Origin of the sequence: Alistipes sp. Marseille-P2263, from assembly GCF_018101075.1 — a bacterium.
In the GTDB taxonomy this organism is placed as follows: Bacteria; Bacteroidota; Bacteroidia; order Bacteroidales; family Rikenellaceae; genus Alistipes; species Alistipes dispar.
On the sequence record NZ_JAGQEJ010000010.1, the window covers coordinates 100,628 to 120,268 of the forward strand.

The 19,641-nt window shown below is 57.7% G+C and carries 33 protein-coding genes; 32 read left to right on the forward strand and 1 reads right to left on the reverse strand.

Features of this window, described 5'->3' with window-relative positions; genetic code table 11:
• Positions 1-5: 5 nt before the first annotated feature.
• From fusA to KB554_RS11955, 32 genes are all read left to right on the forward strand, one after another.
• The gene (gene fusA, locus KB554_RS11800) at positions 6-2,120 is read left to right on the forward strand and encodes an elongation factor G (protein ID WP_141428661.1); all 2,115 of its coding nucleotides are present in this window, start codon (positions 6-8) and stop codon (positions 2,118-2,120) included.
• Positions 2,121-2,128: 8 nt separating this feature from the next.
• Positions 2,129-2,434, forward strand: coding sequence for a 30S ribosomal protein S10 (gene rpsJ, locus KB554_RS11805; RefSeq protein ID WP_004329464.1), 306 nt, complete (start codon positions 2,129-2,131; stop codon positions 2,432-2,434).
• Between the two features lie 152 nt (positions 2,435-2,586).
• Complete coding sequence (gene rplC, locus KB554_RS11810; RefSeq protein ID WP_211036291.1) at positions 2,587-3,201, forward strand: 50S ribosomal protein L3; 615 nt, start codon at positions 2,587-2,589, stop codon at positions 3,199-3,201.
• 1 nt (position 3,202) lies between these two features.
• Complete coding sequence (gene rplD / locus KB554_RS11815; RefSeq protein WP_141428665.1) at positions 3,203-3,829, forward strand: 50S ribosomal protein L4; 627 nt, start codon at positions 3,203-3,205, stop codon at positions 3,827-3,829.
• Between the two features lie 15 nt (positions 3,830-3,844).
• On the forward strand, positions 3,845-4,135 hold the full coding sequence (gene rplW, locus KB554_RS11820; protein ID WP_015547048.1) for a 50S ribosomal protein L23: 291 nt from the start codon (positions 3,845-3,847) through the stop codon (positions 4,133-4,135).
• Between the two features lie 5 nt (positions 4,136-4,140).
• Positions 4,141-4,965: a 50S ribosomal protein L2 gene (gene rplB, locus KB554_RS11825; RefSeq protein WP_141428666.1), complete on the forward strand. Its 825-nt coding sequence runs from the start codon at positions 4,141-4,143 to the stop codon at positions 4,963-4,965.
• Positions 4,966-4,981: 16 nt separating this feature from the next.
• Positions 4,982-5,251: a 30S ribosomal protein S19 gene (rpsS, locus tag KB554_RS11830; protein WP_009597568.1), complete on the forward strand. Its 270-nt coding sequence runs from the start codon at positions 4,982-4,984 to the stop codon at positions 5,249-5,251.
• 7 nt (positions 5,252-5,258) lie between these two features.
• On the forward strand, positions 5,259-5,669 hold the full coding sequence (gene rplV / locus KB554_RS11835; RefSeq protein ID WP_211036292.1) for a 50S ribosomal protein L22: 411 nt from the start codon (positions 5,259-5,261) through the stop codon (positions 5,667-5,669).
• A gap of 4 nt (positions 5,670-5,673) precedes the next feature.
• Positions 5,674-6,453, forward strand: a complete 780-nt coding sequence (gene rpsC / locus KB554_RS11840; protein ID WP_141428670.1) for a 30S ribosomal protein S3 — start codon at positions 5,674-5,676, stop codon at positions 6,451-6,453.
• A gap of 27 nt (positions 6,454-6,480) precedes the next feature.
• The gene (gene rplP / locus KB554_RS11845) at positions 6,481-6,909 is read left to right on the forward strand and encodes a 50S ribosomal protein L16 (protein WP_087263390.1); all 429 of its coding nucleotides are present in this window, start codon (positions 6,481-6,483) and stop codon (positions 6,907-6,909) included.
• Between the two features lie 11 nt (positions 6,910-6,920).
• Positions 6,921-7,112, forward strand: coding sequence for a 50S ribosomal protein L29 (gene rpmC, locus KB554_RS11850; RefSeq protein ID WP_141428672.1), 192 nt, complete (start codon positions 6,921-6,923; stop codon positions 7,110-7,112).
• Between the two features lie 11 nt (positions 7,113-7,123).
• A complete protein-coding gene (rpsQ, locus tag KB554_RS11855) occupies positions 7,124-7,378 on the forward strand; it encodes a 30S ribosomal protein S17 (RefSeq protein ID WP_087311259.1) in 255 nt (84 codons plus the stop codon).
• A 2-nt stretch (positions 7,379-7,380) separates the two neighbouring features.
• Positions 7,381-7,746: a 50S ribosomal protein L14 gene (gene rplN, locus KB554_RS11860; RefSeq protein WP_018696462.1), complete on the forward strand. Its 366-nt coding sequence runs from the start codon at positions 7,381-7,383 to the stop codon at positions 7,744-7,746.
• Positions 7,747-7,766: 20 nt separating this feature from the next.
• The gene (gene rplX, locus KB554_RS11865; protein ID WP_141428673.1) at positions 7,767-8,090 is read left to right on the forward strand and encodes a 50S ribosomal protein L24; all 324 of its coding nucleotides are present in this window, start codon (positions 7,767-7,769) and stop codon (positions 8,088-8,090) included.
• Entirely contained in the window at positions 8,090-8,647 is a 558-nt protein-coding gene (gene rplE, locus KB554_RS11870) for a 50S ribosomal protein L5 (protein WP_141428674.1), read from the forward strand. Before rplX ends, rplE begins: the two co-directional genes overlap by 1 nt.
• 3 nt (positions 8,648-8,650) lie before the next feature.
• Positions 8,651-8,947, forward strand: a complete 297-nt coding sequence (gene rpsN / locus KB554_RS11875; protein WP_022307370.1) for a 30S ribosomal protein S14 — start codon at positions 8,651-8,653, stop codon at positions 8,945-8,947.
• Between the two features lie 594 nt (positions 8,948-9,541).
• Positions 9,542-9,940 (forward strand): 30S ribosomal protein S8, encoded by a 399-nt coding sequence (rpsH, locus tag KB554_RS11880; protein ID WP_211036293.1) that lies wholly within the window; start codon positions 9,542-9,544, stop codon positions 9,938-9,940.
• Between the two features lie 28 nt (positions 9,941-9,968).
• Positions 9,969-10,556, forward strand: coding sequence for a 50S ribosomal protein L6 (rplF, locus tag KB554_RS11885; protein WP_141428677.1), 588 nt, complete (start codon positions 9,969-9,971; stop codon positions 10,554-10,556).
• 16 nt (positions 10,557-10,572) lie between these two features.
• Entirely contained in the window at positions 10,573-10,935 is a 363-nt protein-coding gene (gene rplR / locus KB554_RS11890) for a 50S ribosomal protein L18 (RefSeq protein WP_141428679.1), read from the forward strand.
• Positions 10,936-10,941: 6 nt separating this feature from the next.
• A complete protein-coding gene (rpsE, locus tag KB554_RS11895; RefSeq protein ID WP_141428681.1) occupies positions 10,942-11,460 on the forward strand; it encodes a 30S ribosomal protein S5 in 519 nt (172 codons plus the stop codon).
• A gap of 14 nt (positions 11,461-11,474) precedes the next feature.
• The gene (gene rpmD / locus KB554_RS11900) at positions 11,475-11,678 is read left to right on the forward strand and encodes a 50S ribosomal protein L30 (RefSeq protein ID WP_141428683.1); all 204 of its coding nucleotides are present in this window, start codon (positions 11,475-11,477) and stop codon (positions 11,676-11,678) included.
• 27 nt (positions 11,679-11,705) lie between these two features.
• Positions 11,706-12,152: a 50S ribosomal protein L15 gene (gene rplO / locus KB554_RS11905; RefSeq protein ID WP_211036295.1), complete on the forward strand. Its 447-nt coding sequence runs from the start codon at positions 11,706-11,708 to the stop codon at positions 12,150-12,152.
• 19 nt (positions 12,153-12,171) lie between these two features.
• Positions 12,172-13,554, forward strand: a complete 1,383-nt coding sequence (gene secY, locus KB554_RS11910) for a preprotein translocase subunit SecY (protein WP_211036296.1) — start codon at positions 12,172-12,174, stop codon at positions 13,552-13,554.
• Positions 13,555-13,584: 30 nt separating this feature from the next.
• On the forward strand, positions 13,585-14,361 hold the full coding sequence (gene map, locus KB554_RS11915) for a type I methionyl aminopeptidase (RefSeq protein ID WP_141428688.1): 777 nt from the start codon (positions 13,585-13,587) through the stop codon (positions 14,359-14,361).
• A 6-nt stretch (positions 14,362-14,367) separates the two neighbouring features.
• The gene (gene infA / locus KB554_RS11920) at positions 14,368-14,586 is read left to right on the forward strand and encodes a translation initiation factor IF-1 (protein WP_009597667.1); all 219 of its coding nucleotides are present in this window, start codon (positions 14,368-14,370) and stop codon (positions 14,584-14,586) included.
• A 20-nt stretch (positions 14,587-14,606) separates the two neighbouring features.
• Positions 14,607-14,723 (forward strand): type B 50S ribosomal protein L36, encoded by a 117-nt coding sequence (ykgO, locus tag KB554_RS11925; protein WP_010262443.1) that lies wholly within the window; start codon positions 14,607-14,609, stop codon positions 14,721-14,723.
• A gap of 36 nt (positions 14,724-14,759) precedes the next feature.
• Positions 14,760-15,140, forward strand: a complete 381-nt coding sequence (gene rpsM / locus KB554_RS11930) for a 30S ribosomal protein S13 (protein WP_087311269.1) — start codon at positions 14,760-14,762, stop codon at positions 15,138-15,140.
• Between the two features lie 13 nt (positions 15,141-15,153).
• Positions 15,154-15,543 carry a 30S ribosomal protein S11 gene (gene rpsK / locus KB554_RS11935; protein ID WP_022307380.1) on the forward strand — a complete coding sequence of 130 codons (390 nt, stop codon included), beginning with the start codon at positions 15,154-15,156 and terminating at the stop codon, positions 15,541-15,543.
• A 53-nt stretch (positions 15,544-15,596) separates the two neighbouring features.
• The gene (gene rpsD, locus KB554_RS11940) at positions 15,597-16,205 is read left to right on the forward strand and encodes a 30S ribosomal protein S4 (RefSeq protein ID WP_141428690.1); all 609 of its coding nucleotides are present in this window, start codon (positions 15,597-15,599) and stop codon (positions 16,203-16,205) included.
• Between the two features lie 21 nt (positions 16,206-16,226).
• Positions 16,227-17,219 carry a DNA-directed RNA polymerase subunit alpha gene (locus KB554_RS11945; RefSeq protein WP_141428692.1) on the forward strand — a complete coding sequence of 331 codons (993 nt, stop codon included), beginning with the start codon at positions 16,227-16,229 and terminating at the stop codon, positions 17,217-17,219.
• Between the two features lie 2 nt (positions 17,220-17,221).
• On the forward strand, positions 17,222-17,827 hold the full coding sequence (rplQ, locus tag KB554_RS11950) for a 50S ribosomal protein L17 (protein WP_211036297.1): 606 nt from the start codon (positions 17,222-17,224) through the stop codon (positions 17,825-17,827).
• Positions 17,828-18,260: 433 nt separating this feature from the next.
• Positions 18,261-18,704, forward strand: a complete 444-nt coding sequence (locus KB554_RS11955; protein WP_211036298.1) for a PepSY-like domain-containing protein — start codon at positions 18,261-18,263, stop codon at positions 18,702-18,704.
• 121 nt (positions 18,705-18,825) lie between these two features.
• Here the strand turns inward: KB554_RS11955 and tpiA are convergent, their stop codons facing one another.
• Positions 18,826-19,584: a triose-phosphate isomerase gene (gene tpiA, locus KB554_RS11960; protein ID WP_141428698.1), complete on the reverse strand. Its 759-nt coding sequence runs from the start codon at positions 19,582-19,584 to the stop codon at positions 18,826-18,828.
• Positions 19,585-19,641: the final 57 nt, after the last annotated feature.

Here is a 19,641-nt window from a genome sequence, read left to right on the forward strand (position 1 = left end):
GAAAGATGGCAACCAGAGATTTACATTACACTCGCAATATCGGCATCATGGCTCACATCGACGCCGGTAAGACCACCACGTCCGAGCGAATCCTTTTCTACACGGGCAAGACCCACAAGATCGGCGAGGTGCACGAGGGCGGCGCTACGATGGACTGGATGGTCCAGGAGCAGGAGCGCGGCATCACGATCACCTCGGCCGCCACGACGGCCTTCTGGCAGTACAAGGACCACCAGTACCAGATCAACCTGATCGACACCCCGGGACACGTGGACTTCACCGTCGAGGTGGAGCGTTCGCTGCGCGTGCTCGACGGCGCGATCGCCACGTTCTGCGCCGTGGGCGGCGTGGAGCCGCAGTCGGAGACCGTATGGCGTCAGGCCGACAAATACAACGTTCCCCGTATCGGTTACGTCAATAAGATGGACCGCACGGGCGCCGACTTCCTGTCGGTCTGCGCGCAGATCAAGGAGCACTTCGGCGCTACGGCCCTCCCGGTCGTACTGCCTATCGGCGCCGAGGACAAGTTCGAGGGACTGGTAGACCTTATATATAATAATGCGATCTACTATTTCGACGACAAGACCGTCCGCGACAACTTCGAGCTGCGCGAGATTCCCGAGGCGATGAAGGCCGAGGCCGCCGAGTGGCGCGCCAAACTCATCGAGGAGGTCGCCGCTACGGACGACGCGCTGATGGAGAAGTTCTTCGAGGATCCCGATTCGATCACGCCCGACGAGCTGCTCGCAGCCATCCGCAAGGCCACGATCTCCATGCAGATCGTCCCGATGCTCTGCGGTTCGTCGTTCCACAACAAGGGCGTGCAGAAGCTGCTCGACTACGTGATGGCGTTCCTGCCTTCGCCGCTGGACGTTCCGGCCGTGACGGGCATGAACCCCAAGACCGAGCAGGAGGAGGTCCGCCACGCTTCGGAAGAGGATCCTTTCTGCGGCCTGGCCTTCAAGATCGCCACCGACCCCTTCGTGGGACGTCTGGCTTTCGTCCGCGTTTACTCGGGCAAGCTCGATGCCGGTTCGTACGTGCTCAACGCACGCAGCGGCAAGCGCGAGCGTATCAGCCGCATCTACCAGATGCACGCCAACAAGCAGAACCCGATGGAGACCGTCGGCGCCGGCGACATCTGCGCGGCCGTAGGTTTCAAGGAGATCCGCACGGGCGACACGCTCTGCGCCGAGAACGCTCCGATCGTGCTCGAGCAGATGACCTTCCCCGAACCGGTGATCGGTCTGGCCGTGGAGCCCAAGACCCAGAAGGACCTCGACAAGCTCGGCATCGCGCTGGCGAAGCTGGCCGAAGAGGACCCCACCTTCACGGTGCACACCGACGAGGATTCGGGTCAGACGGTGATCAGCGGCATGGGCGAGTTGCACCTCGACATCATCGTGGACCGTCTGCGCCGCGAGTTCGGCGTGGAGATCAACCAGGGCGCTCCGCAGGTGAACTACAAGGAGTCGCTCACCAAGACGGTCCAGCACCGCGAGGTCTTCAAGAAGCAGACCGGCGGCCGCGGTAAGTTCGCCGACATCATCTTCGAGATCGGTCCCGCCGAGGACGGCAAGATGGGTCTGGAGTTCGTGGATCAGGTCAAGGGCGGCAACATTCCCAAGGAGTTCATCCCGTCGGTTCAGAAGGGTTTCGAGTCGGCCATGGCCAACGGTGCGCTGGCCGGCTATCCGATGGACTCGATGAAGATCACGCTGCTCGACGGTTCGTTCCACCCCGTGGACTCCGACCAGTTGTCGTTCGAGATCGCTGCCCGCAACGGTTACCGCAATGCCGCTCCCAAGGCGGGTTCGGTGATTCTGGAGCCCGTAATGTCCGTGGAGGTCGTGACCCCCGAGGAGAATATGGGCGACATCATCGGCGACCTGAACAAGCGCCGCGGCCAGATTACCGGCATGGAGTCGAAAGGTACGGCGCGCGTCGTGAAGGCGAAGGTTCCCCTGTCGGAAATGTTCGGCTACGTGACCGTGCTGCGCACGATTTCGTCGGGCCGCGCCACCTCGTCCATGGAGTTCTCGCACTTCGAGGAGGTTCCTGCCAACCTGGCCAAGGAGATCATCGAGAAAGCGAGTGGTAAACGTAAGGATATAGAATAAGCAAACATATGAACCAGAAGATTAGAATTAAGTTAAAGTCATTCGATCACAATCTTGTGGACAAGTCGGCCGAGAAGATTGTGAAGACCGTGAAGAGCACGGGCGCTGTCGTGAGCGGTCCGGTTCCCCTCCCCACGCACAAGCAGATCTTTACGGTGAACCGTTCGACCTTCGTGAACAAGAAGGCCCGCGAGCAGTTCCAGCTCTGCACCTTCAAGCGCATTCTCGACATCTACTCGTCCACGCCCAAGACGATCGACGCGTTGATGAAACTCGAACTTCCTTCGGGTGTCGAGGTCGAGATCAAGGTCTGATCCGGCAGCATGACGAACTCCGGCCGCTGCGGCGACCGGGAGCATTCCTTACCGGCGCGGCGCGGCGGCTCGGCCGCCGTCGCCGGCGCATCGGTGGGAGAGCGATGAAGAAACATCACTTTCAGTATTTTATAACAAACAATTGACAACAAATGTCAGGACTTATTGGAAAGAAAATCGGAATGACTTCCGTTTACAGTGCCGAGGGTAAGAACATACCATGCACTGTCATCGAGGCTGGTCCCTGCGTTGTTACGCAAATCAAAACCGTCGAGAAGGACTCCTACGAGGCGGTTCAGATTGCCTATGACGAGAAAAGTGAAAAGCACACCAGCAGCAGTTTGTTAGGTCACTTCAAGAAAGCCGGCACGACCCCCAAGCGCAAGATGGCCGAGTTCAAGGGGATGCCCGAAGTGGCGCTCGGCGACACGCTGACCGTGGACCTCTTCTCGGAGGAGGACTGGGTGGACGTGACCGGGATTTCGAAAGGCAAAGGCTTCCAGGGCGTCGTGAAGCGTCACGGCTTCGGCGGCGTGGGCGGTCAGACCCATGGCCAGCACAACCGTCAGCGCAAGCCCGGTTCGCTGGGCGCATCGTCCTATCCGTCGCGCGTCTTCAAGGGCAAGCGTCTGCCTGGCCAGATGGGCGGAGAGCAGGTTAAGGTGCTTAACCTGAAGGTTTTGAAGGTTATTCCCGAGAGCAACCTGATCCTCGTGAAGGGTTCGATTCCGGGTGCAAAAGGTGCTTATTTAACAATTGAGAAGTAGTATGGAATTAGCTGTATTGAACACACAAGGAAAGGAAACGGGACGTAAGGTAGTCCTTTCGGACGCCGTTTTCGGCGTGGAGGCTAATGACCACGCTATCTACCTCGACGTGAAGCAGTATCTGGCCGATCAGCGTCAGGGCACGCACAAGTCGAAGCAGCGCAACGAGGTTGCCGGTTCGACGCGCAAGCTCAAGCGTCAGAAAGGCACGGGCGGCGCCCGCTGCGGCAGCATCCTCTCGCCGCTTTTCCCGGGCGGCGGCCGCGTGTTCGGACCCCAGCCCCGCGACTACAGCTTCAAGCTCAACAAGAAGCTCAAGCAACTGGCACGCCGCAGCGCGCTGACCTACAAGGCGCAGGCCGGAGCGATCAGCGTCGTCGAGGCGATCTCGATGGAGGCCCCCAAGACCAAGTCGGTCGTGGCGCTGGCCGAGGCGCTGAAGGTGTCGGACAAGAAGGTGCTCCTCGTACTGCCGGAATCGAACGTGAACGTGCAGTTGTCGTGCCGCAACCTCCCGTACGTGAAGCCCGTGCTGGCTCAGAACGTCTGCACCTACGACGTGATGAACGCATCGGCCATCGTGATGGTGGAGGGCGCCGAGAATGTTTTGAATACGATGTTAGCTTAAAAACGCAAAGTTACAATGGACATTATTATTAAGCCGGTTTTGACCGAGAAAATGACGATTCAGGGCGAAAAGTTGAATCGCTACGGTTTTATCGTTGACGTGAGGGCTAACAAGCTGCAGATTCGCAATGCCGTAGAGCAGATGTACAACGTCGTCGTAACGGACGTGAACACCGTGAACTACATGGGTAAGCTCAAGAGCCGCTATACGAAGGCGGGTCTGCTCGAGGGCCGCGCTAACAACTTCAAGAAGGCGATCGTCACCTTGAAGGATGGAGACAAGATAGATTTTTACAGTAATATCTAACGGAGATGGCAGTAAGAAAATTCAAACCTGTTACCGCAGGTACGCGACATAAGATTATCGGCACGTTCGACGAGATCACCAAATCGACGCCGGAAAAATCGCTTCTCAGCCCCAAGAAGAGCACGGGCGGCCGCAACAACGTCGGCAAGATGACGGTACGCTATATCGGCGGCGGTCACAAGCAGATGTACCGTCTGGTCGATTTCAAGCGCTCGAAGGACGGCATCCCTGCGACTGTAAAATCTATCGAGTACGACCCCAATCGTACTGCACGCATTGCACTTCTGGTGTATGCCGACGGTGAGAAGAGCTATATCATCGCACCGAACGGCCTCCAGGTGGGCCAGACCGTAATGAGCGGCGCAGGTGTCGCTCCCGAGGTCGGAAACACGCTCTTCCTGAGCGAGATTCCCCTGGGTACGGTCGTCCACAACATCGAACTCTACCCCGGTCAGGGCGCAGCCATGGCGCGTTCGGCCGGTTCCTACGCCCAGTTGCTGGCTCGTGAGGGCAAATTCGCCATCATCAAGCTGCCTTCGGGCGAGACTCGTATGGTACTCGTAACTTGCCGCGCTACGGTGGGTGTCGTGTCGAATATCGACCACAGCCTCGAAAGCTCGGGCAAGGCCGGTCGTGAGCGTTGGCGCGGCCGTCGTCCCCGCAACCGCGGCGTCGTGATGAACCCGGTTGATCACCCGATGGGCGGTGGCGAAGGTCGTGCGTCGGGCGGTCACCCGCGTTCGCGCAAGGGTCTGCTTGCCAAGGGTTACAAGACGCGTAATCCGAAGAAGACGACCTCGAAGTTTATTATTTCCAAGAAGAAAAAATAATTAAAAAGAGTACATAATGAGCCGTTCATTGAAAAAAGGACCGTTTATCGACCCCAAGCTCGAGGCCAAAGTGGTGGCCCAGGCCGAAGGAAACAAGAAGTCGGTAATCAAGACATGGTCACGAGCAAGTATGATCTCGCCTGACTTCGTGGGTCAGACGATCGCCGTTCACAACGGAAACAAATTCATCCCGGTGTATGTGACGGAGAACATGGTAGGACACAAACTCGGTGAGTTTGCTCCCACGCGCAACTTCCGTGGTCATGCAGGTAACAAGAAAAAATAGGTAGAAAATGGGTGCAAGAAAAGCAAATAGAGCCGAGAAACTGAAGGCTGAAAAGAAGCAGAAGGCAATCGCCGTCATGCGCGACTGCCCGACCTCTCCCCGTAAGATGCGCCTGGTGGCCGACATCATCCGCGGCGTGGAGATCAACAAGGCGCTGGGTATCCTCCGCTACTCGAAGAAGGAGGCCTCGATCCGTATGGAGAAGCTCCTCAAGTCGGCGATCGCCAACTGGGAGGCCAAGAACGAATCGGAGCGTCTGGAGGACACGAAGCTCTGCGTGAAGGAGGTATTCGTGGACGGCGGCCGCATGCTGAAGCGCATTCAGGCTGCTCCGCAGGGTCGCGCACACCGTATCCGCAAGCGTTCGAACCATGTGACGATCGTAATAGACAAAATGGTAACCGTAGAAAACAAGTAATCAGATGGGACAGAAAGTTAATCCGATAGCAAATCGTCTTGGTATCATCCGCGGTTGGGATTCCAACTGGTTCGGTGGCAAGGATTTCTCCGACAAGCTCGTCGAGGACGCCAAGATCCGCAAGTATCTGAATGTCCGTCTGCAGAAGGCTTCGATCTCGAAGATCATCATCGAGCGCACGCTGAAGCTGGTCACGGTTACGATCTCGACCGCACGTCCGGGTATCATCATCGGCAAGGGCGGCCAGGAGGTGGACAAGCTCAAGGAGGAGCTCAAGAAGCTCACCGGCAAGGAGATCCAGATCAACATCTTCGAGGTGAAGCGTCCCGAGGTGGATGCCGTCATCGTGGGCCAGAACATCGCCCGTCAGCTCGAGGGCCGCGTGTCGTTCCGCCGTGCCGTGAAGACGGCCGTGGCATCGACGATGCGCATGGGCGCCGAGGGCATCAAGGTGCAGGTGGCCGGCCGTGTCGGCGGCGCCGAGATGGCCCGCACGGAGACGATCAAGGAGGGACGCATTCCGCTGCACACCTTCCGTGCCGACATCGACTACTGCCTCACGGAGGCGCTCACCAAGGTGGGCATCCTGGGCGTGAAGGTCTGGATCTGCCAGGGCACGGTGTACGGCAAGCGCGATCTGTTCGAGATCGCCGGAGCCTCGGCGCAGGCCGCTTCGGGCGACCGCGGCGAGCGCGGCGACCGCCGGGAGCGTCGCGGCGGGGACCGTCGTGGCGGCGACCGCCGGGGCGGACGTCGCGGGGACCGTCGCAACAACAATCAGTAGTAAGGACCTTTTTAAAGCAGAACTAACATGTTACAGCCGAAAAAGACCAAATTTAGAAGAATGCAGAAAGGCCGTATGAAGGGGCTTGCTCAAAGAGGTAACCAGCTCGCATACGGATCGTTCGCAATCAAGGCACTTGAATCGACCTGGATCACGGGTCGTCAGATAGAGGCGGCCCGTCAGGCCATTACGCGTTACATGAAGCGTGAAGGTCAGCTCTGGATCCGCATTTTCCCCGACAAACCCATCACGAAGAAGCCCGCCGAGGTGCGTATGGGTAAGGGTAAGGGTAACCCCGAAGGCTTCGTGGCGCCCGTAACTCCGGGACGCATTCTCTTCGAGGCGGAGGGCGTGCCCCTGGCCGTAGCGCAGGAGGCGCTGCGTCTGGGAGCCCAGAAACTGCCTATTACCACCAAGTTTATCGTAAGACGTGACTACGTCGAAACCACAATTTAAGGGAACGCAAGATGAAAAGTGCAGAAATCAAGGACCTTTCGACGAAGGACCTCGCGGAACGCATCGAGACCGAAAAGGCCCAGCTCGCCAAGCTGAAGGTGCAGCACGCCGTGTCCCCCGTCGAGAACCCGTCGATCATTAAGAAGAACCGCAGAGATATAGCTCGCATGCTGACGATTCTGCGTCAAAAAAACGCTAAATAAGTAGTACAACTATGGAAAGAAATCTGAGAAAAGAGCGTATCGGTGTGGTTGTCAGCAACAAGATGGCTAAAACCATTGTGGTTGCGGTAGCGCGTAAGGTGAAGCATCCTATCTACGGCAAGTTCGTCAATAAGACGACGAAGTTCGTCGCCGAGTCGCTCGACGAGACGTGCAAGGAGGGCGATACGGTGCGCATCATGGAGACCCGCCCGCTGAGCAAGACGAAGCGTTGGAGATTAGTACAAATCATTGAAAGAGCTAAGTAGTTATGATACAACAGGAAAGTAGACTCGTAGTAGCTGATAACAGCGGAGCGAAGGAGGTACTTTGCATCCGGGTGCTCGGCGGCACGAAGCGCCGCTACGCATCTATCGGCGATAAGATCGTGGTTGCGGTGAAGAGCGCGACTCCTTCGGGCGACGTCAAGAAGGGCGCCGTGTCGAAGGCCGTCGTGGTGCGGACCACGAAGGAAATCCGCCGTGCCAACGGTTCGTACATTCGTTTCGACGACAATGCCGTGGTGCTGCTTAACAACCAGGGTGAAATGCGCGGTACTCGTATATTCGGCCCCGTGGCTCGTGAGCTGCGTGACCAGTATATGAAGATTATCTCCCTCGCACCCGAAGTATTGTAATCATAAAAACAATTTCGGATATGTCAGTGAAATTACATATTAAGAAGGGGGACCAGGTTCAGGTCATCGCCGGTGACAGCAAGGGCCAGCAGGGCAAAGTCCTGAAGGTCGAGGTTTCGAAGCAGCGTGCCATCGTCGAGGGTGTGAACATCGTCAAGAAGGCCACCAAGCCCAATGCGAAGAATCCCCAGGGCGGTATCCTCGAGCAGGAGGCTCCGATCCACATTTCGAACCTGATGCTCATCGACCCCAAGTCGGGCAAACCCACCAAGGTCGGCCGCAAGAAGGACGCCAAAGGTAAATTAGTTCGTTACGCTAAAAAGTCAGGGGAGGAGATCAAATAATGGCATACGTACCTACACTCAAGACACAGTATAAGGAGCAGATCATGCCTGCCCTTATGAAGGAGTTCGGCTACTCGAGCGTAATGCAGTGCCCGAAGCTCACCAAGATCGTAATCAACCAGGGTATGGGTCAGGCCGTCGCCGACAAGAAGCTGATCGACGTGGCCGAGGCCGAGCTGACGCAGATCGCCGGCCAGAAGGCCGTGCAGACCCGTTCGCGGAAGGACATCTCCAACTTCAAGCTGCGCAAGGGCATGCCGATCGGCGTGCGCGTGACGCTGCGCGATACGAAGATGTACGAGTTCCTCGAGCGTCTGATCGCCGTGGCGCTCCCCCGCATCCGCGACTTCAAGGGCATCAACGAGAAGTTCGACGGTCAGGGCAACTACACCCTCGGCATCACCGAGCAGATCATCTTCCCGGAGATCGACATCGACAAGATCACCAAGATCTTCGGCATGGAGATCACCTTCGTAACGACGGCCAAGACCGACGAGGAGGCTTACGCCCTGCTCCGCGAGTTCGGCCTTCCTTTCAAGAACGCTAAAAAGAATTAAGCTATGGCAAAAGAATCGATGAAGGCACGCGAGGTGAAGCGTGAGAAGCTCGCGAAGCGTTACGCCCACAAGCGCGAGGAGATCGCTGCCAAGGTGAAGAGCGGTGAGATGGATCACGAGGAGGCCTGGATCGCACTGTCGAAGCTGCCCCGCAACTCGAATCCGATCCGCCAGCACAACCGCTGCAAGATCACCGGCCGTCCCAAGGGCTATATCCGCCTGTTCGGCATCAGCCGTATCCAGTTCCGCGAGATGGCTTCGAAGGGGCTGATTCCCGGTGTGACGAAGGCCAGCTGGTAGCAACGACCCGGAAGCGGGAACCGCGCATGGTTCCGGCTTCCGGTCTTTCGATATCGAGTTCCGAACGTCCGGAAGGTGTGGAAGCCTGCAAAGGGTCCGAAGGCGTTTTCCGACGGCGCAGAGCCGCGGAAACTCTCCGGGAGACCCTCGGAAGGACGCGGAGCTTATAAGGGTGCGGAACCCGTGTAACTTCGCCGCAGTATCGGGGAAAGTGCCGCCGCAAGCGGTAACTTCCCGGTATGTGGGGCGTTGCGAAAGGTTCGGCATTTGGTACAGATTTCTCGACCGAGGGGCCCTCCCGGCCCGGAACGGAAGGGGAACGTGTGCGGACGGATGTTAGCGACACAAGGGGTGCTAACATTGTCTGCGTTCCCGGGGGCCGTGTCCGGAGCGGGTAAAAACGGACCCGTAACTTGGTGATTTGAGAAATAATACGTATATTTGCGCGCTTTTATACCCGGGCCGGATCGCCGTGCGGCGGGCCGCGGGGGAAGCGCAAAACGAGAACGGCGGAGGCGCAGGAGATGTCGGGAGACAGGCAATGCGCTGAAGCATAAATAATTAACCATTTTTTAATTTTAACTTCTATTCGTTATGACTGATCCTATCGCGGACTTTCTGACCAGAATTAGAAACGCGGTGAAAGCCAACCACAAAGTGGTTGAAGCTCCCGGTTCCAAAATTAAACAGGAGATCACCAAGATCCTCTACGAGCAGGGCTACATCCTCGCTTACAAGTTCGACACCGACGAGAAGGGACACCCCTCGATCAAGATCGCGCTGAAGTGGGACGCCGCCACGAAGACCAACGCCATCAAGAACCTCAAGCGCGTGAGCCGTCCCGGTCTGCGCCAGTATGCGTCGGTTGCGGACATGCCCCGCGTGCTGAACGGTCTGGGCATCGCCATCCTCTCGACTTCGAAAGGCATCATGACCGACGCCAAGGCCCGCAAGGAGAACGTGGGCGGCGAGGTGCTGTGCTACATCTACTAATTGCAAATTTTCAAAACGTACAGAGACAATGTCAAGAATTGGTAAATTACCTGTAAACCTGCCTGCCGGCGTGACCGTGGAGGTCGCAGCCGACAATACGGTAAGCGTGAAAGGGCCACTCGGGACGCTGAGCCAGAAGGTGGACTCGGATATCAAAGTAGAGGTCGGCACGCACACGGATCCCCACACGGGCGCGGAGACGCCCGCCGTGATCGTGACCCGTCCCACGAACCAGCCCCGCCACCGTTCGATGCACGGACTCTACCGCGCGCTGATCCAGAACATGGTCGTCGGCGTGTCGAAGGGTTACGAGATCAAGCAGGAGCTCGTGGGCGTCGGCTTCAAGGCCGAGGTGAAGGGCCAGGTGCTCGAGATGAGCCTGGGCTATTCGCACGATACGCATTTCCTGCTTCCGAAGGAGGTGACCGCCACGGCCGTCACGGAGAAGAAGGGCAACCCGATCGTGACGCTCAAGAGCGCCGACAAGCAGCTCATCGGCCAGGTGGCCGCCAAGCTCCGCTCGCTGCGCAAGCCGGAGCCGTACAAGGGCAAGGGTATCAAGTTCGTCGGCGAGCAGATCCGTCGCAAGGCCGGCAAATCCGCAGGTGCTAAATAGTAAATAGTCTGAAGTTATGTCACTGAACAAGATAGAAAGAAGAGAGAGGATCAAGATGCGTATCCGCAAGATCGTGAGCGGAACGCCCGCACAGCCTCGCATGACTGTATTCCGTAGCAACAAGCAGATCTACGTGCAGTTTATTGATGACCTCGCAGGTGTGACCCTCGCGACGGCCTCCTCGCTGGACAAGGAGGTGGCCGAAGCCGCCGCCGGCAAGACCAAGTGCGAAGTGGCCGCCCTGGTGGGCAAGCTGGCCGCCGAGCGCGCTGCGGCCAAAGGCATTTCGGCCGTCGCTTTCGACCGCAACGGTTACCTTTATCACGGACGAGTTAAACAGCTGGCCGAAGCAGCACGCGAAGGCGGACTTAAATTCTAAACGATCATGGCAAATACCAACATAAAGAAAGTACGCACGAGCGACCTCGAACTCAAGGACCGTCTCGTCAGCATTCAGCGTGTAACGAAGGTTACGAAGGGCGGCCGCACGTTCAGTTTCTCGGCCATCGTCGTCGTAGGCAACGAGGACGGCGTGGTGGGCTACGGCCTGGGCAAGGCTTCGGAGGTGCAGGCCGCCATCGCCAAGGGCGTGGAGGATGCCAAGAAGAACCTGGTGAAGATCCCGGTCATCAACGGTACGATTCCCCACAAGCAGGAGCAGCGTTACGGCGGCTCGCTCGTGATGATTCGTCCGGCCGCTCCCGGTACGGGTATCATCGCCGGCGGCGCCATGCGTGCCGTGCTGGAGTCGGTGGGCGTGAAGAACGTGCTTGCCAAGAGCAAGGGTTCGTCGAACCCCCACAACCTGGTGAAGGCGACCATCGGCGCCCTGTGCGAGCTGCGCGACGCGCACAGCGTGGCACGCCTGCGCGGGATCTCGATGGACAAGGTGTTTAACGGTTAATTCTCAAGGACAAAATGGCAAGATTGAAAATCACCCAGATCAAGAGCCGCATCGGTGCCACGGAGCGTCAGTGCAAGAACCTCGACGCGCTGGGCCTGAAGAAGATCAACGCGAGCGTCGAGCACGACGATTCGGTTATCATCAAGGGCATGATCGAGCGCGTGAAGCACCTCGTCAAGGTTGAAGAGGTCGCCGCAAAGGCTGCGAAAGCCGAATAAGTCTAACTGCAAACGGAATTTTTAGCAATGGAACTCAATAATCTCAAACCCGCAAAGGGTTCTACGCACCACGACAAGCGAATCGGCCGCGGTGCAGGTTCGGGGTACGGCGGCACGGCCACCCGCGGTCACAAGGGCGCTCAGTCGCGTTCGGGTTACTCGCGCAAGCTCGGTTTCGAGGGCGGTCAGATGCCGCTTCAGCGCCGTCTTCCCAAGTTCGGCTTCACGAACCTCAAGCGTGTCGAATTCAAGGCCATCAACCTTTCGACGCTCGAGGAGCTGGCGGCCAAGAAGTCGCTGACGGAGGTTACGATCGACACGCTCGTGGACGCAGGTTTCATCTCGTCGAAGGACAAGGTGAAGATTCTGGGCAACGGCTCGATCACGAAGGCGCTGGCCGTCAAGGCGCACGCCTTCTCGAAGAGCGCCGAGGCGGCGATCACGGCGGCCGGCGGCAGCGTCGAAAAACTGTAACCTTTAGCACTTCACTATTATGAATCAGTATCTCATTGTTGGTATCGTCTTTATAGTGGTCATCGCTCTTCTGGCGACCAACAAGAAATTGGTTGAAACGCTCAAGAACATCTACAAGATCGAGGAGCTGCGCAAGCGTGTGTTGTACACGATCGGGCTGCTGCTGGTCTATCGCTTGGGCAGTTTCGTCGTGATTCCGGGCATCAACCCCAACGCCCTGGGCGAGGGGTCGGCGTATGCCAGCCAGTTGGAAGGCAACGGGCTTCTGGGCCTGCTGAACGTCTTCTCTGGCGGTGCATTTGGCAACGCCGCCATTTTCGCGCTCGGAGTCATGCCGTACATCACCGCCTCGATCATCATTCAGCTCATGGGCATGATGGTCCCGTATTTCCAGAAAATGCAGAAGGAAGGTGAGAGCGGCCGCCGCAAGATGAACCAGTGGACCCGTTTCCTCACGATCGGCGTGCTGATCCTGCAGGGCCCGGCCTACATCGCCAACCTGTACCATCAGGTCCCCACGGCGTTCGTCTACGGCAATACGTTCGGCTTCGTCGCCTATGCCACGACGATTCTGATCGCCGGCACCATGTTCATCATGTGGCTGGGCGAGAAGATCACGGACAAGGGTATCGGTAACGGCATTTCGCTGATCATCATGATCGGTATCGTGGCCCGTCTTCCCCACGCGCTTCTGGCCGAGGTCAATGCGCGTTTCCAGACGGCCTCGGGCAGCGCGATCATGCTGATTCTCGAACTGGTGCTCCTGTTCCTCGTCTTCATGGCGACGATCGCCCTGGTGCAGGCGGTCCGCAAGGTCCCCGTGCAGTATGCGAAGCGTATCGTCGGCAACAAGCAGTACGGCGGTGTGCGGCAGTACATTCCGCTGAAGATGAATGCGGCCAACGTGATGCCCATCATCTTCGCGCAGGCCCTGATGTTCATTCCGGCGCTGTTCTCCAACGCCGCTCCGGGTTTCGCCGCCGCATTCACCTCGATAACCGGCTTCTGGTACAACTTTACGCTCGCGGTGCTGGTAATCGCGTTCACCTACTTCTACACCGCGATTATCATCAATCCTCAAATGATGGCCGATGACATGAAGCGCAATGGCGGCTTCATCCCGGGAGTGAAACCGGGCAAGCAGACCGTGAACTACATCGACACCATCATGACGCGTATCACGCTTCCCGGCTCGTTCTTCCTCGCCATCGTGGCCATTCTGCCCGCGCTGGCGATGAAATTCCTGGGCATCCAGCAGGCGTTCGCCTACTTCTACGGAGGTACGTCGCTGCTGATCATGGTGGGCGTGGTGCTCGACACTCTGAAGCAGATCGAGAGCTACCTGCTGATGCGCCACTACGACGGTCTGATGAAGACCGGCCGTATCCAGGGGCGTCATTAGGATTTTCCGAAGAGTTCTTAACGCGAAGAAATGATTTACTTGAAGACAGACGAGGAGATCGAACTGCTCCGTGAAAACAACGTCCTGGTGTCGAAGACGCTGGCCGAGGTGGGTCGCCACATTCGTCCGGGCGTCACGACCAAGGAGTTGGACACGATCGCCGAGGATTTCATCCGGGCGCACGGAGCGGTTCCCGCTTTCCTCGGGTATCAGGGATTTCCCGCTTCGTTGTGCATTTCGGTAAACGAGCAGGTTGTTCACGGTATCCCATCCTCGAAATGCGTCCTCAAAGAGGGCGACATCGTTTCGGTCGATTGCGGTACGTTTATGAAGGGGTTTGTTGGTGATTCGGCATATACGTTCGCCGTGGGAGAGGTCGCCGAGGAAGTACGGCGGCTGATGGAAGTCACCAAAGAGGCTCTTTATAAAGGTACGGCGCAGGCCAGGGCCGGTAATCGCGTGGGCGACATATCGGCCGCCGTGCAGGAGCACGCCGAGCGTTTCGGCTACGGCGTGGTGCGCGAGCTGGAGGGACACGGTTTGGGTCGGAAAATGCACGAAGACCCCGGTGTTCCGAACTACGGCGCGCGCGGCAGAGGACCCCTTCTCAAAGAGGGCATGGTCATCTGCATCGAGCCCATGATCAACATGGGGACCAAGGCGGTGGTTTTCGAGCAGGATGGCTGGACGGTCCGTACGCGGGACCGCAAGCCGGCGGCGCACTTCGAGTTCGCCGTGGCGGTCCGCAAGTCGGGTCCCGACGTGCTGACGGACTACAGTATCATCGAACAGGCACTAAAAAATTAAGACTCTATGGCAAAACAGGCTGCTATCGAAAGGGACGGCACGATCATCGAGGCGTTGTCCAACGCCATGTTCCGCGTCGAGCTGGACAACGGTCACGTGCTTACGGCCCATATCTCGGGGAAGATGCGCATGCATTACATCAAGATCCTTCCCGGAGATAAAGTAAAAGTGGAGATGACGCCCTACGATCTGACGAAGGGACGTATATCTTTCCGGTACAAATAACATTAGATTGCTTGAAAATCATGAAAGTAAAAGCATCCATCAAGAAGAGAAGCGAGGATTGCAAGATTGTGAAGCGCAAGGGCAAGCTCTACGTCATTTGCAAGAAGAATCCCAAGTTCAAAATGCGCCAGGGTTAATGTTTTAACGGTTAATTAAAGAAGAGAAGATTTTATATGGCACGTATAGTCGGTGTAGATTTACCGAAAAATAAGAGAGGCGAGATCGGCCTGACCTACATTTATGGCATCGGTCGTTCGACGGCTCGCAAGATTCTCGACGCCGCTGGTATCAGCTACGACGTCAAAGTACAGGACTGGACGGACGATCAGGTGGGCGCCATCCGTTCGCAGATCGCCGAAATGGGCATCAAGGTCGAGGGCGAGTGCCGTTCGATGGTCCAGCTCAACATCAAGCGCCTGATGGATATCGGCTGCTATCGCGGCATCCGTCACCGTCTGGGGCTGCCCGTTCGCGGTCAGTCTACCAAGAACAACGCGCGTACCCGCAAGGGCCGCAAGAAGACCGTCGCAAACAAGAAAAAGGCAACGAAGTAATCTTTAGAGAATTATGGCAAAGAAAACTGGAACAGTTAAGAAAAAGGTTGTTAAGGTCGGTGCCGTGGGCAATGCCTATGTGCACTCCACTTTCAACAATGTGATCATCACCATCACCAACGAGGTGGGTGACGTCATCAGTTGGTCGTCGGCCGGCAAGATGGGTTTCCGTGGTTCGAAGAAGAATACTCCGTACGCCGCACAGACGTCGGCCGCCGATTGCGCCAAGGTCGCCTACGACATGGGCCTGCGCAAGGTGAAGGTTTACGTCAAGGGTCCGGGTGCGGGCCGCGAGTCGGCCGTGCGCACCATCCACGGCGCGGGCATCGAGGTCATGGAGATCATCGACGTCACGCCGCTGCCGCACAATGGCTGCCGTGCTCCTAACCGTCGCCGCGTATAGTTTCGGGGAAGAGGTTCAGGACAAATTCAAGGTTTTTTAATTACGTTAAGACAATGGGAAAATACATAGGACCAAAATCGAAAATCGCCCGTAAGTTCGGCGAAGCTATCTATGGTGCGGACAAGGTGCTCGAGAAGCGCAACTTCCCTCCCGGACAGCACGGTCTGGCGCGCAAGCGCAAGAAGGTGTCGGAGTACGGCACGCAGCTCAGCGAGAAGCAGAAGGCGAAGTACACGTACGGCCTGCTGGAGAAGCAGTTCGCCCGTACCTACGAACAGGCTGCGCGCATGGGCGGCATCACGGGCGAGAATCTGCTCAAGCTGCTCGAGTGCCGTCTGGACAACGTCGTTTACCGCTTGGGTATCGCCCCGACGCGTGCAGCTGCCCGCCAGCTCGTTTCGCACTGCCACATCTGCGTGAACGGCAGTGTCGTGAACATTCCCTCGTACTCGCTCCGCGCGGGTGACGTGGTGTCGGTTCGCGAGAAGTCGAAGAGTCTGGAGGTGATCACGGCATCTCTGGCCGGCTCGTCGAAGAGCCGCTACGCCTGGCTCGAATGGGACAACGCCTCGATGAGCGGCAAGTTCCTGCAGAAGCCCGAGCGTGAGGAGATTCCCGAGAACATCAAGGAGCAGCTCATCGTCGAGTTGTACTCGAAGTAGTAATCTATCAAATCAACTATTATGGCAATATTAGCATTCCAGAAACCTGAGAAGGTTATAATGCTCGAGTCCACTTCATCGTTCGGAAAGTTCGAGTTCCGACCGCTGGAGCCCGGATTCGGCATGACTGTCGGTAACGCTTTACGTCGTATTCTGCTCTCTTCGCTGGAGGGTTACGCAATCACGACTGTCAAGGTAGCCGGTGTCGATCACGAGTTTGCCGCTATCCCCGGAGTGATGGAGGATATGTTGAACATCATCCTCAATCTGAAGCAGGTTCGTTTTATCCGCACAGTCGATAATCAGGATGCCGAAAAAGTATCCATTAACGTTGCGGGTGTTACGGAGCTGACTGCCGGATATATCTCGAACTATCTGTCGTTCTTCAAGGTGCTGAATCCCGACCTGGTGATCTGCCACCTCGCTCCCGGTACGAAGATGCAGATGACGCTCACGATCGGCAAGGGCCGCGGCTACGTGCCTGCCGAAGAGAACGCCCCTGCCGAGAGCGAGTTCGGAACGTTGCCGATCGACTCGATCTTCACGCCGATCAAGAACGTGAAATACTCGATCGAAAACTACCGTGTCGAGCAGAAGACCGACTACGAGAAGTTGAATTTGGAAATTACTACCGACGGGTCGATTCACCCCAAGGAGGCTCTGAAGGAGGCCGCCAAAATCCTTATCCAGCACTTCATGCTCTTCTCCGACGAGAAAATCACCGTCAATATGGAGGATACGAACGGAACCGAGGAGTTCGACGAGGATGTGCTCCACATGCGTCAGTTGCTGAAAACCAAGTTGTCGGACCAGGACCTGAGCGTTCGCGCGCTCAACTGCCTGAAGGCCGCCGACGTGGATACGGTGGGCGACCTGGTGAAGCTCAACCGCAACGACCTGCTGAAGTTCCGCAATTTCGGCAAGAAGTCGCTCACGGAGCTGGACGAGCTGCTGGCTTCCCTGAACCTGAAGTTCGGTATGGATGTATCAATCTACAAACTTGACAAAGACTAATTATGAGACACAATAAGAATTTCAACCACCTCGGCCGTCAGGCGGGACACCGCAAGGCGATGCTTTCGAACATGGCCTCGTCGCTGATTCTGCACAAGCGCATTGAGACGACGCTCGCGAAAGCCAAGGCCGTCCGCATGTTCGTGGAGCCTCTGGTGACCAAGTCGAAGGAGGACACGACCCACTCGCGCCGCGTCGTATTCTCGTACCTGAAACAGAAGGAGGCCGTGACGGAGCTGTTCCGCACGATCGCTCCGAAGATCGCCGAGCGTCCGGGCGGCTACACGCGTATCCTGAAGACGGGCTTCCGTCTGGGCGACGCCGCCGACATGTGCATCATCGAGTTCGTGGACTTCAACGAGGCTTATACGCTGGGTATTGCGCCGACCGCTGCCGCAGAGGCGAAACCCAAGACGCGCCGTTCGCGCAAGAGCGCAGCGAAGAAGACCGATGCCGTCGAGGAGGCTACGGTAGTCGAGGGCGAGGCCAAGAAGGCCGCTCCCAAGAAGGCTGCCGCAGCGAAGAAGCCTGCCGCTCCGAAGTCCGCTTCGGCCAAGGCTGCCGCTCCGAAGGTCGCCAAGAAGACCAACGTGGGCAAGAAGATGTAATTCAATCCTGAAAAGGAGCCGAAAATCCGGATGTTCCGCGAAAGCGGGATATCCGGATTTTTCTGTTTCCGGAGACGGGGAATGCTTTCGGGGGCGAGCGATTGCATGATCGTCCGTCCCCGGGAGGGGCGGCCGCCGTTAGGAGAGGAAGAGCCGATTGCCGTGCGGGAGAGGGGCGGCCGGGGGACGGGAGGCTGTCGGCGGAGGATTCGGCAAGGCTCCGGCCGTTGTCGGATGGAACCGGGAAGGGCGGTTTGCTGTTTGCGGGAGGATGGTCTGAACGGCAGGATGCTGCCGGTCGGGTGCATGCGATCGCGTTTTTTCGAAAAAAATACCGGATGAAATGCGGATTTTAGATTCCGTTCAGAATCGAGCCCGATCTTTGTATCGTAAAATAAAACGAAACAGTATTAACCGATAAAAAATTACGATTATGAAAAAGATTCTTGTTGCAGCCGTTCTCTTATTCGCCAGTATCGCTTCTACCTTCGCCGGAGACCGCGAGCGTCCGATCGCCGTGGACAAACTGCCCGCTGTCGCGCAACAGTTCCTCGCGGCCCATTTCAAGGGGCTGACCGTGGCCTTCGCGGTGGAGGACCCGAAGTTCATCGGCTCGGAGTACGAAGTGACCTATACGGACCGGACCGAAGTGGATTTCCGTTCCGACGGCGAGTGGTCCTCCGTGGAGCGGAAGTACGAGGCCGTTCCTGCGTCGGTCGTTCCGGCGCAGATCCAGGAGTATGTCGCCAAGAGCAACTTCCCGAACCAGTATATCCGGAAGATCGAGCGGAACAAGTACACCTGGGAGATCGAGCTTTCGAACGGGCTCGAGATCAAGTTCGACCGTCAGTTCAATGTGATCGGCTTCGACGACTGATCCCCGCGGCTTCCCGCGGATGAAAACGGACCCCTGCTTCCCGATACCGAGAAGCAGGGGTCTTTCGTATTCGCCGGGCTGCCGGATCGCTCCGTGCAGCCGCTTTCTCTCGTGCGGCCGGTTACTTCGTGAAGCCCTTGCCGATGGCGAGGAAGTCCTCCGCCTTGAGGGCTGCGCCGCCGATCAGGCCGCCGTCCACGTCCTCCTTGGCGAAGATCTCGGCTGCGTTCGAGGGCTTGCAGGAACCTCCGTAGAGGATCGGGCACTCTTCGGCCGCCGCGCCGAACTTGGCGGCGAGCACCTTGCGGATGTAGGCGTGGATCTCCTGCGCCTGCTCGGCCGTCGCGGTCTTGCCCGTGCCGATGGCCCAGACGGGCTCGTAGGCGATCACGAGGTTGCGGAACTGCTCTTCCGTGAGGTTATAGACCACCTCCTCGATCTGGGCCTTCACCACGTCGAAGTGCTTGCCGGCCTCGCGTTCCTCGAGGTTCTCGCCCACGCAGTAGATCGGCGTGAGATCGTTGGCATAGGCCTGCGCCATCTTCTTGTTGAGCGTGGCGGAGGTCTCGCCGTAGTACTGGCGGCGCTCCGAGTGTCCGAGGATCACGTACTTGCAGCCCAGCGCCGCGATCATCTGTGCGGCGACCTCGCCCGTATAGGCGCCCTTGGCCTCCGTGGCGCAGTCCTGTGCGCCGAGTGCGATGTCCGAACCTTTCAGCGCCTCGGCCACCATCGAGAGGTGGGTGAACGGCGGACATACGATGAAGTTCACGCACGAGCACACCTCGCCGCGTCCTGCGGCGACTCCTTTGGCCAGTTCGACTCCTTCGGCAGGAAGCGTATTCATCTTCCAGTTGCCGGCTACGATTTTCTTTCTCATGGTAGTTATTCTGTTTCGTTAAACGGTAATTTCGTGTTTTCCGCTTTCGGCCGTATC

Bases quoted from the DNA above. Each gene is read 5' to 3' on its own strand.
- fusA (WP_141428661.1), top strand. From the start codon at position 6: ATGGCAACCAGAGATTTACATTACACTCGCAATATCGGCATCATGGCT.
- rpsJ (WP_004329464.1), top strand. From the start codon at position 2,129: ATGAACCAGAAGATTAGAATTAAGTTAAAGTCATTCGATCACAATCTT.
- rplC (WP_211036291.1), top strand. From the start codon at position 2,587: ATGTCAGGACTTATTGGAAAGAAAATCGGAATGACTTCCGTTTACAGT.
- rplD (WP_141428665.1), top strand. From the start codon at position 3,203: ATGGAATTAGCTGTATTGAACACACAAGGAAAGGAAACGGGACGTAAG.
- rplW (WP_015547048.1), top strand. From the start codon at position 3,845: ATGGACATTATTATTAAGCCGGTTTTGACCGAGAAAATGACGATTCAG.
- rplB (WP_141428666.1), top strand. From the start codon at position 4,141: ATGGCAGTAAGAAAATTCAAACCTGTTACCGCAGGTACGCGACATAAG.
- rpsS (WP_009597568.1), top strand. From the start codon at position 4,982: ATGAGCCGTTCATTGAAAAAAGGACCGTTTATCGACCCCAAGCTCGAG.
- rplV (WP_211036292.1), top strand. From the start codon at position 5,259: ATGGGTGCAAGAAAAGCAAATAGAGCCGAGAAACTGAAGGCTGAAAAG.
- rpsC (WP_141428670.1), top strand. From the start codon at position 5,674: ATGGGACAGAAAGTTAATCCGATAGCAAATCGTCTTGGTATCATCCGC.
- rplP (WP_087263390.1), top strand. From the start codon at position 6,481: ATGTTACAGCCGAAAAAGACCAAATTTAGAAGAATGCAGAAAGGCCGT.
- rpmC (WP_141428672.1), top strand. From the start codon at position 6,921: ATGAAAAGTGCAGAAATCAAGGACCTTTCGACGAAGGACCTCGCGGAA.
- rpsQ (WP_087311259.1), top strand. From the start codon at position 7,124: ATGGAAAGAAATCTGAGAAAAGAGCGTATCGGTGTGGTTGTCAGCAAC.
- rplN (WP_018696462.1), top strand. From the start codon at position 7,381: ATGATACAACAGGAAAGTAGACTCGTAGTAGCTGATAACAGCGGAGCG.
- rplX (WP_141428673.1), top strand. From the start codon at position 7,767: ATGTCAGTGAAATTACATATTAAGAAGGGGGACCAGGTTCAGGTCATC.
- rplE (WP_141428674.1), top strand. From the start codon at position 8,090: ATGGCATACGTACCTACACTCAAGACACAGTATAAGGAGCAGATCATG.
- rpsN (WP_022307370.1), top strand. From the start codon at position 8,651: ATGGCAAAAGAATCGATGAAGGCACGCGAGGTGAAGCGTGAGAAGCTC.
- rpsH (WP_211036293.1), top strand. From the start codon at position 9,542: ATGACTGATCCTATCGCGGACTTTCTGACCAGAATTAGAAACGCGGTG.
- rplF (WP_141428677.1), top strand. From the start codon at position 9,969: ATGTCAAGAATTGGTAAATTACCTGTAAACCTGCCTGCCGGCGTGACC.
- rplR (WP_141428679.1), top strand. From the start codon at position 10,573: ATGTCACTGAACAAGATAGAAAGAAGAGAGAGGATCAAGATGCGTATC.
- rpsE (WP_141428681.1), top strand. From the start codon at position 10,942: ATGGCAAATACCAACATAAAGAAAGTACGCACGAGCGACCTCGAACTC.
- rpmD (WP_141428683.1), top strand. From the start codon at position 11,475: ATGGCAAGATTGAAAATCACCCAGATCAAGAGCCGCATCGGTGCCACG.
- rplO (WP_211036295.1), top strand. From the start codon at position 11,706: ATGGAACTCAATAATCTCAAACCCGCAAAGGGTTCTACGCACCACGAC.
- secY (WP_211036296.1), top strand. From the start codon at position 12,172: ATGAATCAGTATCTCATTGTTGGTATCGTCTTTATAGTGGTCATCGCT.
- map (WP_141428688.1), top strand. From the start codon at position 13,585: ATGATTTACTTGAAGACAGACGAGGAGATCGAACTGCTCCGTGAAAAC.
- infA (WP_009597667.1), top strand. From the start codon at position 14,368: ATGGCAAAACAGGCTGCTATCGAAAGGGACGGCACGATCATCGAGGCG.
- ykgO (WP_010262443.1), top strand. From the start codon at position 14,607: ATGAAAGTAAAAGCATCCATCAAGAAGAGAAGCGAGGATTGCAAGATT.
- rpsM (WP_087311269.1), top strand. From the start codon at position 14,760: ATGGCACGTATAGTCGGTGTAGATTTACCGAAAAATAAGAGAGGCGAG.
- rpsK (WP_022307380.1), top strand. From the start codon at position 15,154: ATGGCAAAGAAAACTGGAACAGTTAAGAAAAAGGTTGTTAAGGTCGGT.
- rpsD (WP_141428690.1), top strand. From the start codon at position 15,597: ATGGGAAAATACATAGGACCAAAATCGAAAATCGCCCGTAAGTTCGGC.
- KB554_RS11945 (WP_141428692.1), top strand. From the start codon at position 16,227: ATGGCAATATTAGCATTCCAGAAACCTGAGAAGGTTATAATGCTCGAG.
- rplQ (WP_211036297.1), top strand. From the start codon at position 17,222: ATGAGACACAATAAGAATTTCAACCACCTCGGCCGTCAGGCGGGACAC.
- KB554_RS11955 (WP_211036298.1), top strand. From the start codon at position 18,261: ATGAAAAAGATTCTTGTTGCAGCCGTTCTCTTATTCGCCAGTATCGCT.
- tpiA (WP_141428698.1), bottom strand. From the start codon at position 19,584: ATGAGAAAGAAAATCGTAGCCGGCAACTGGAAGATGAATACGCTTCCT.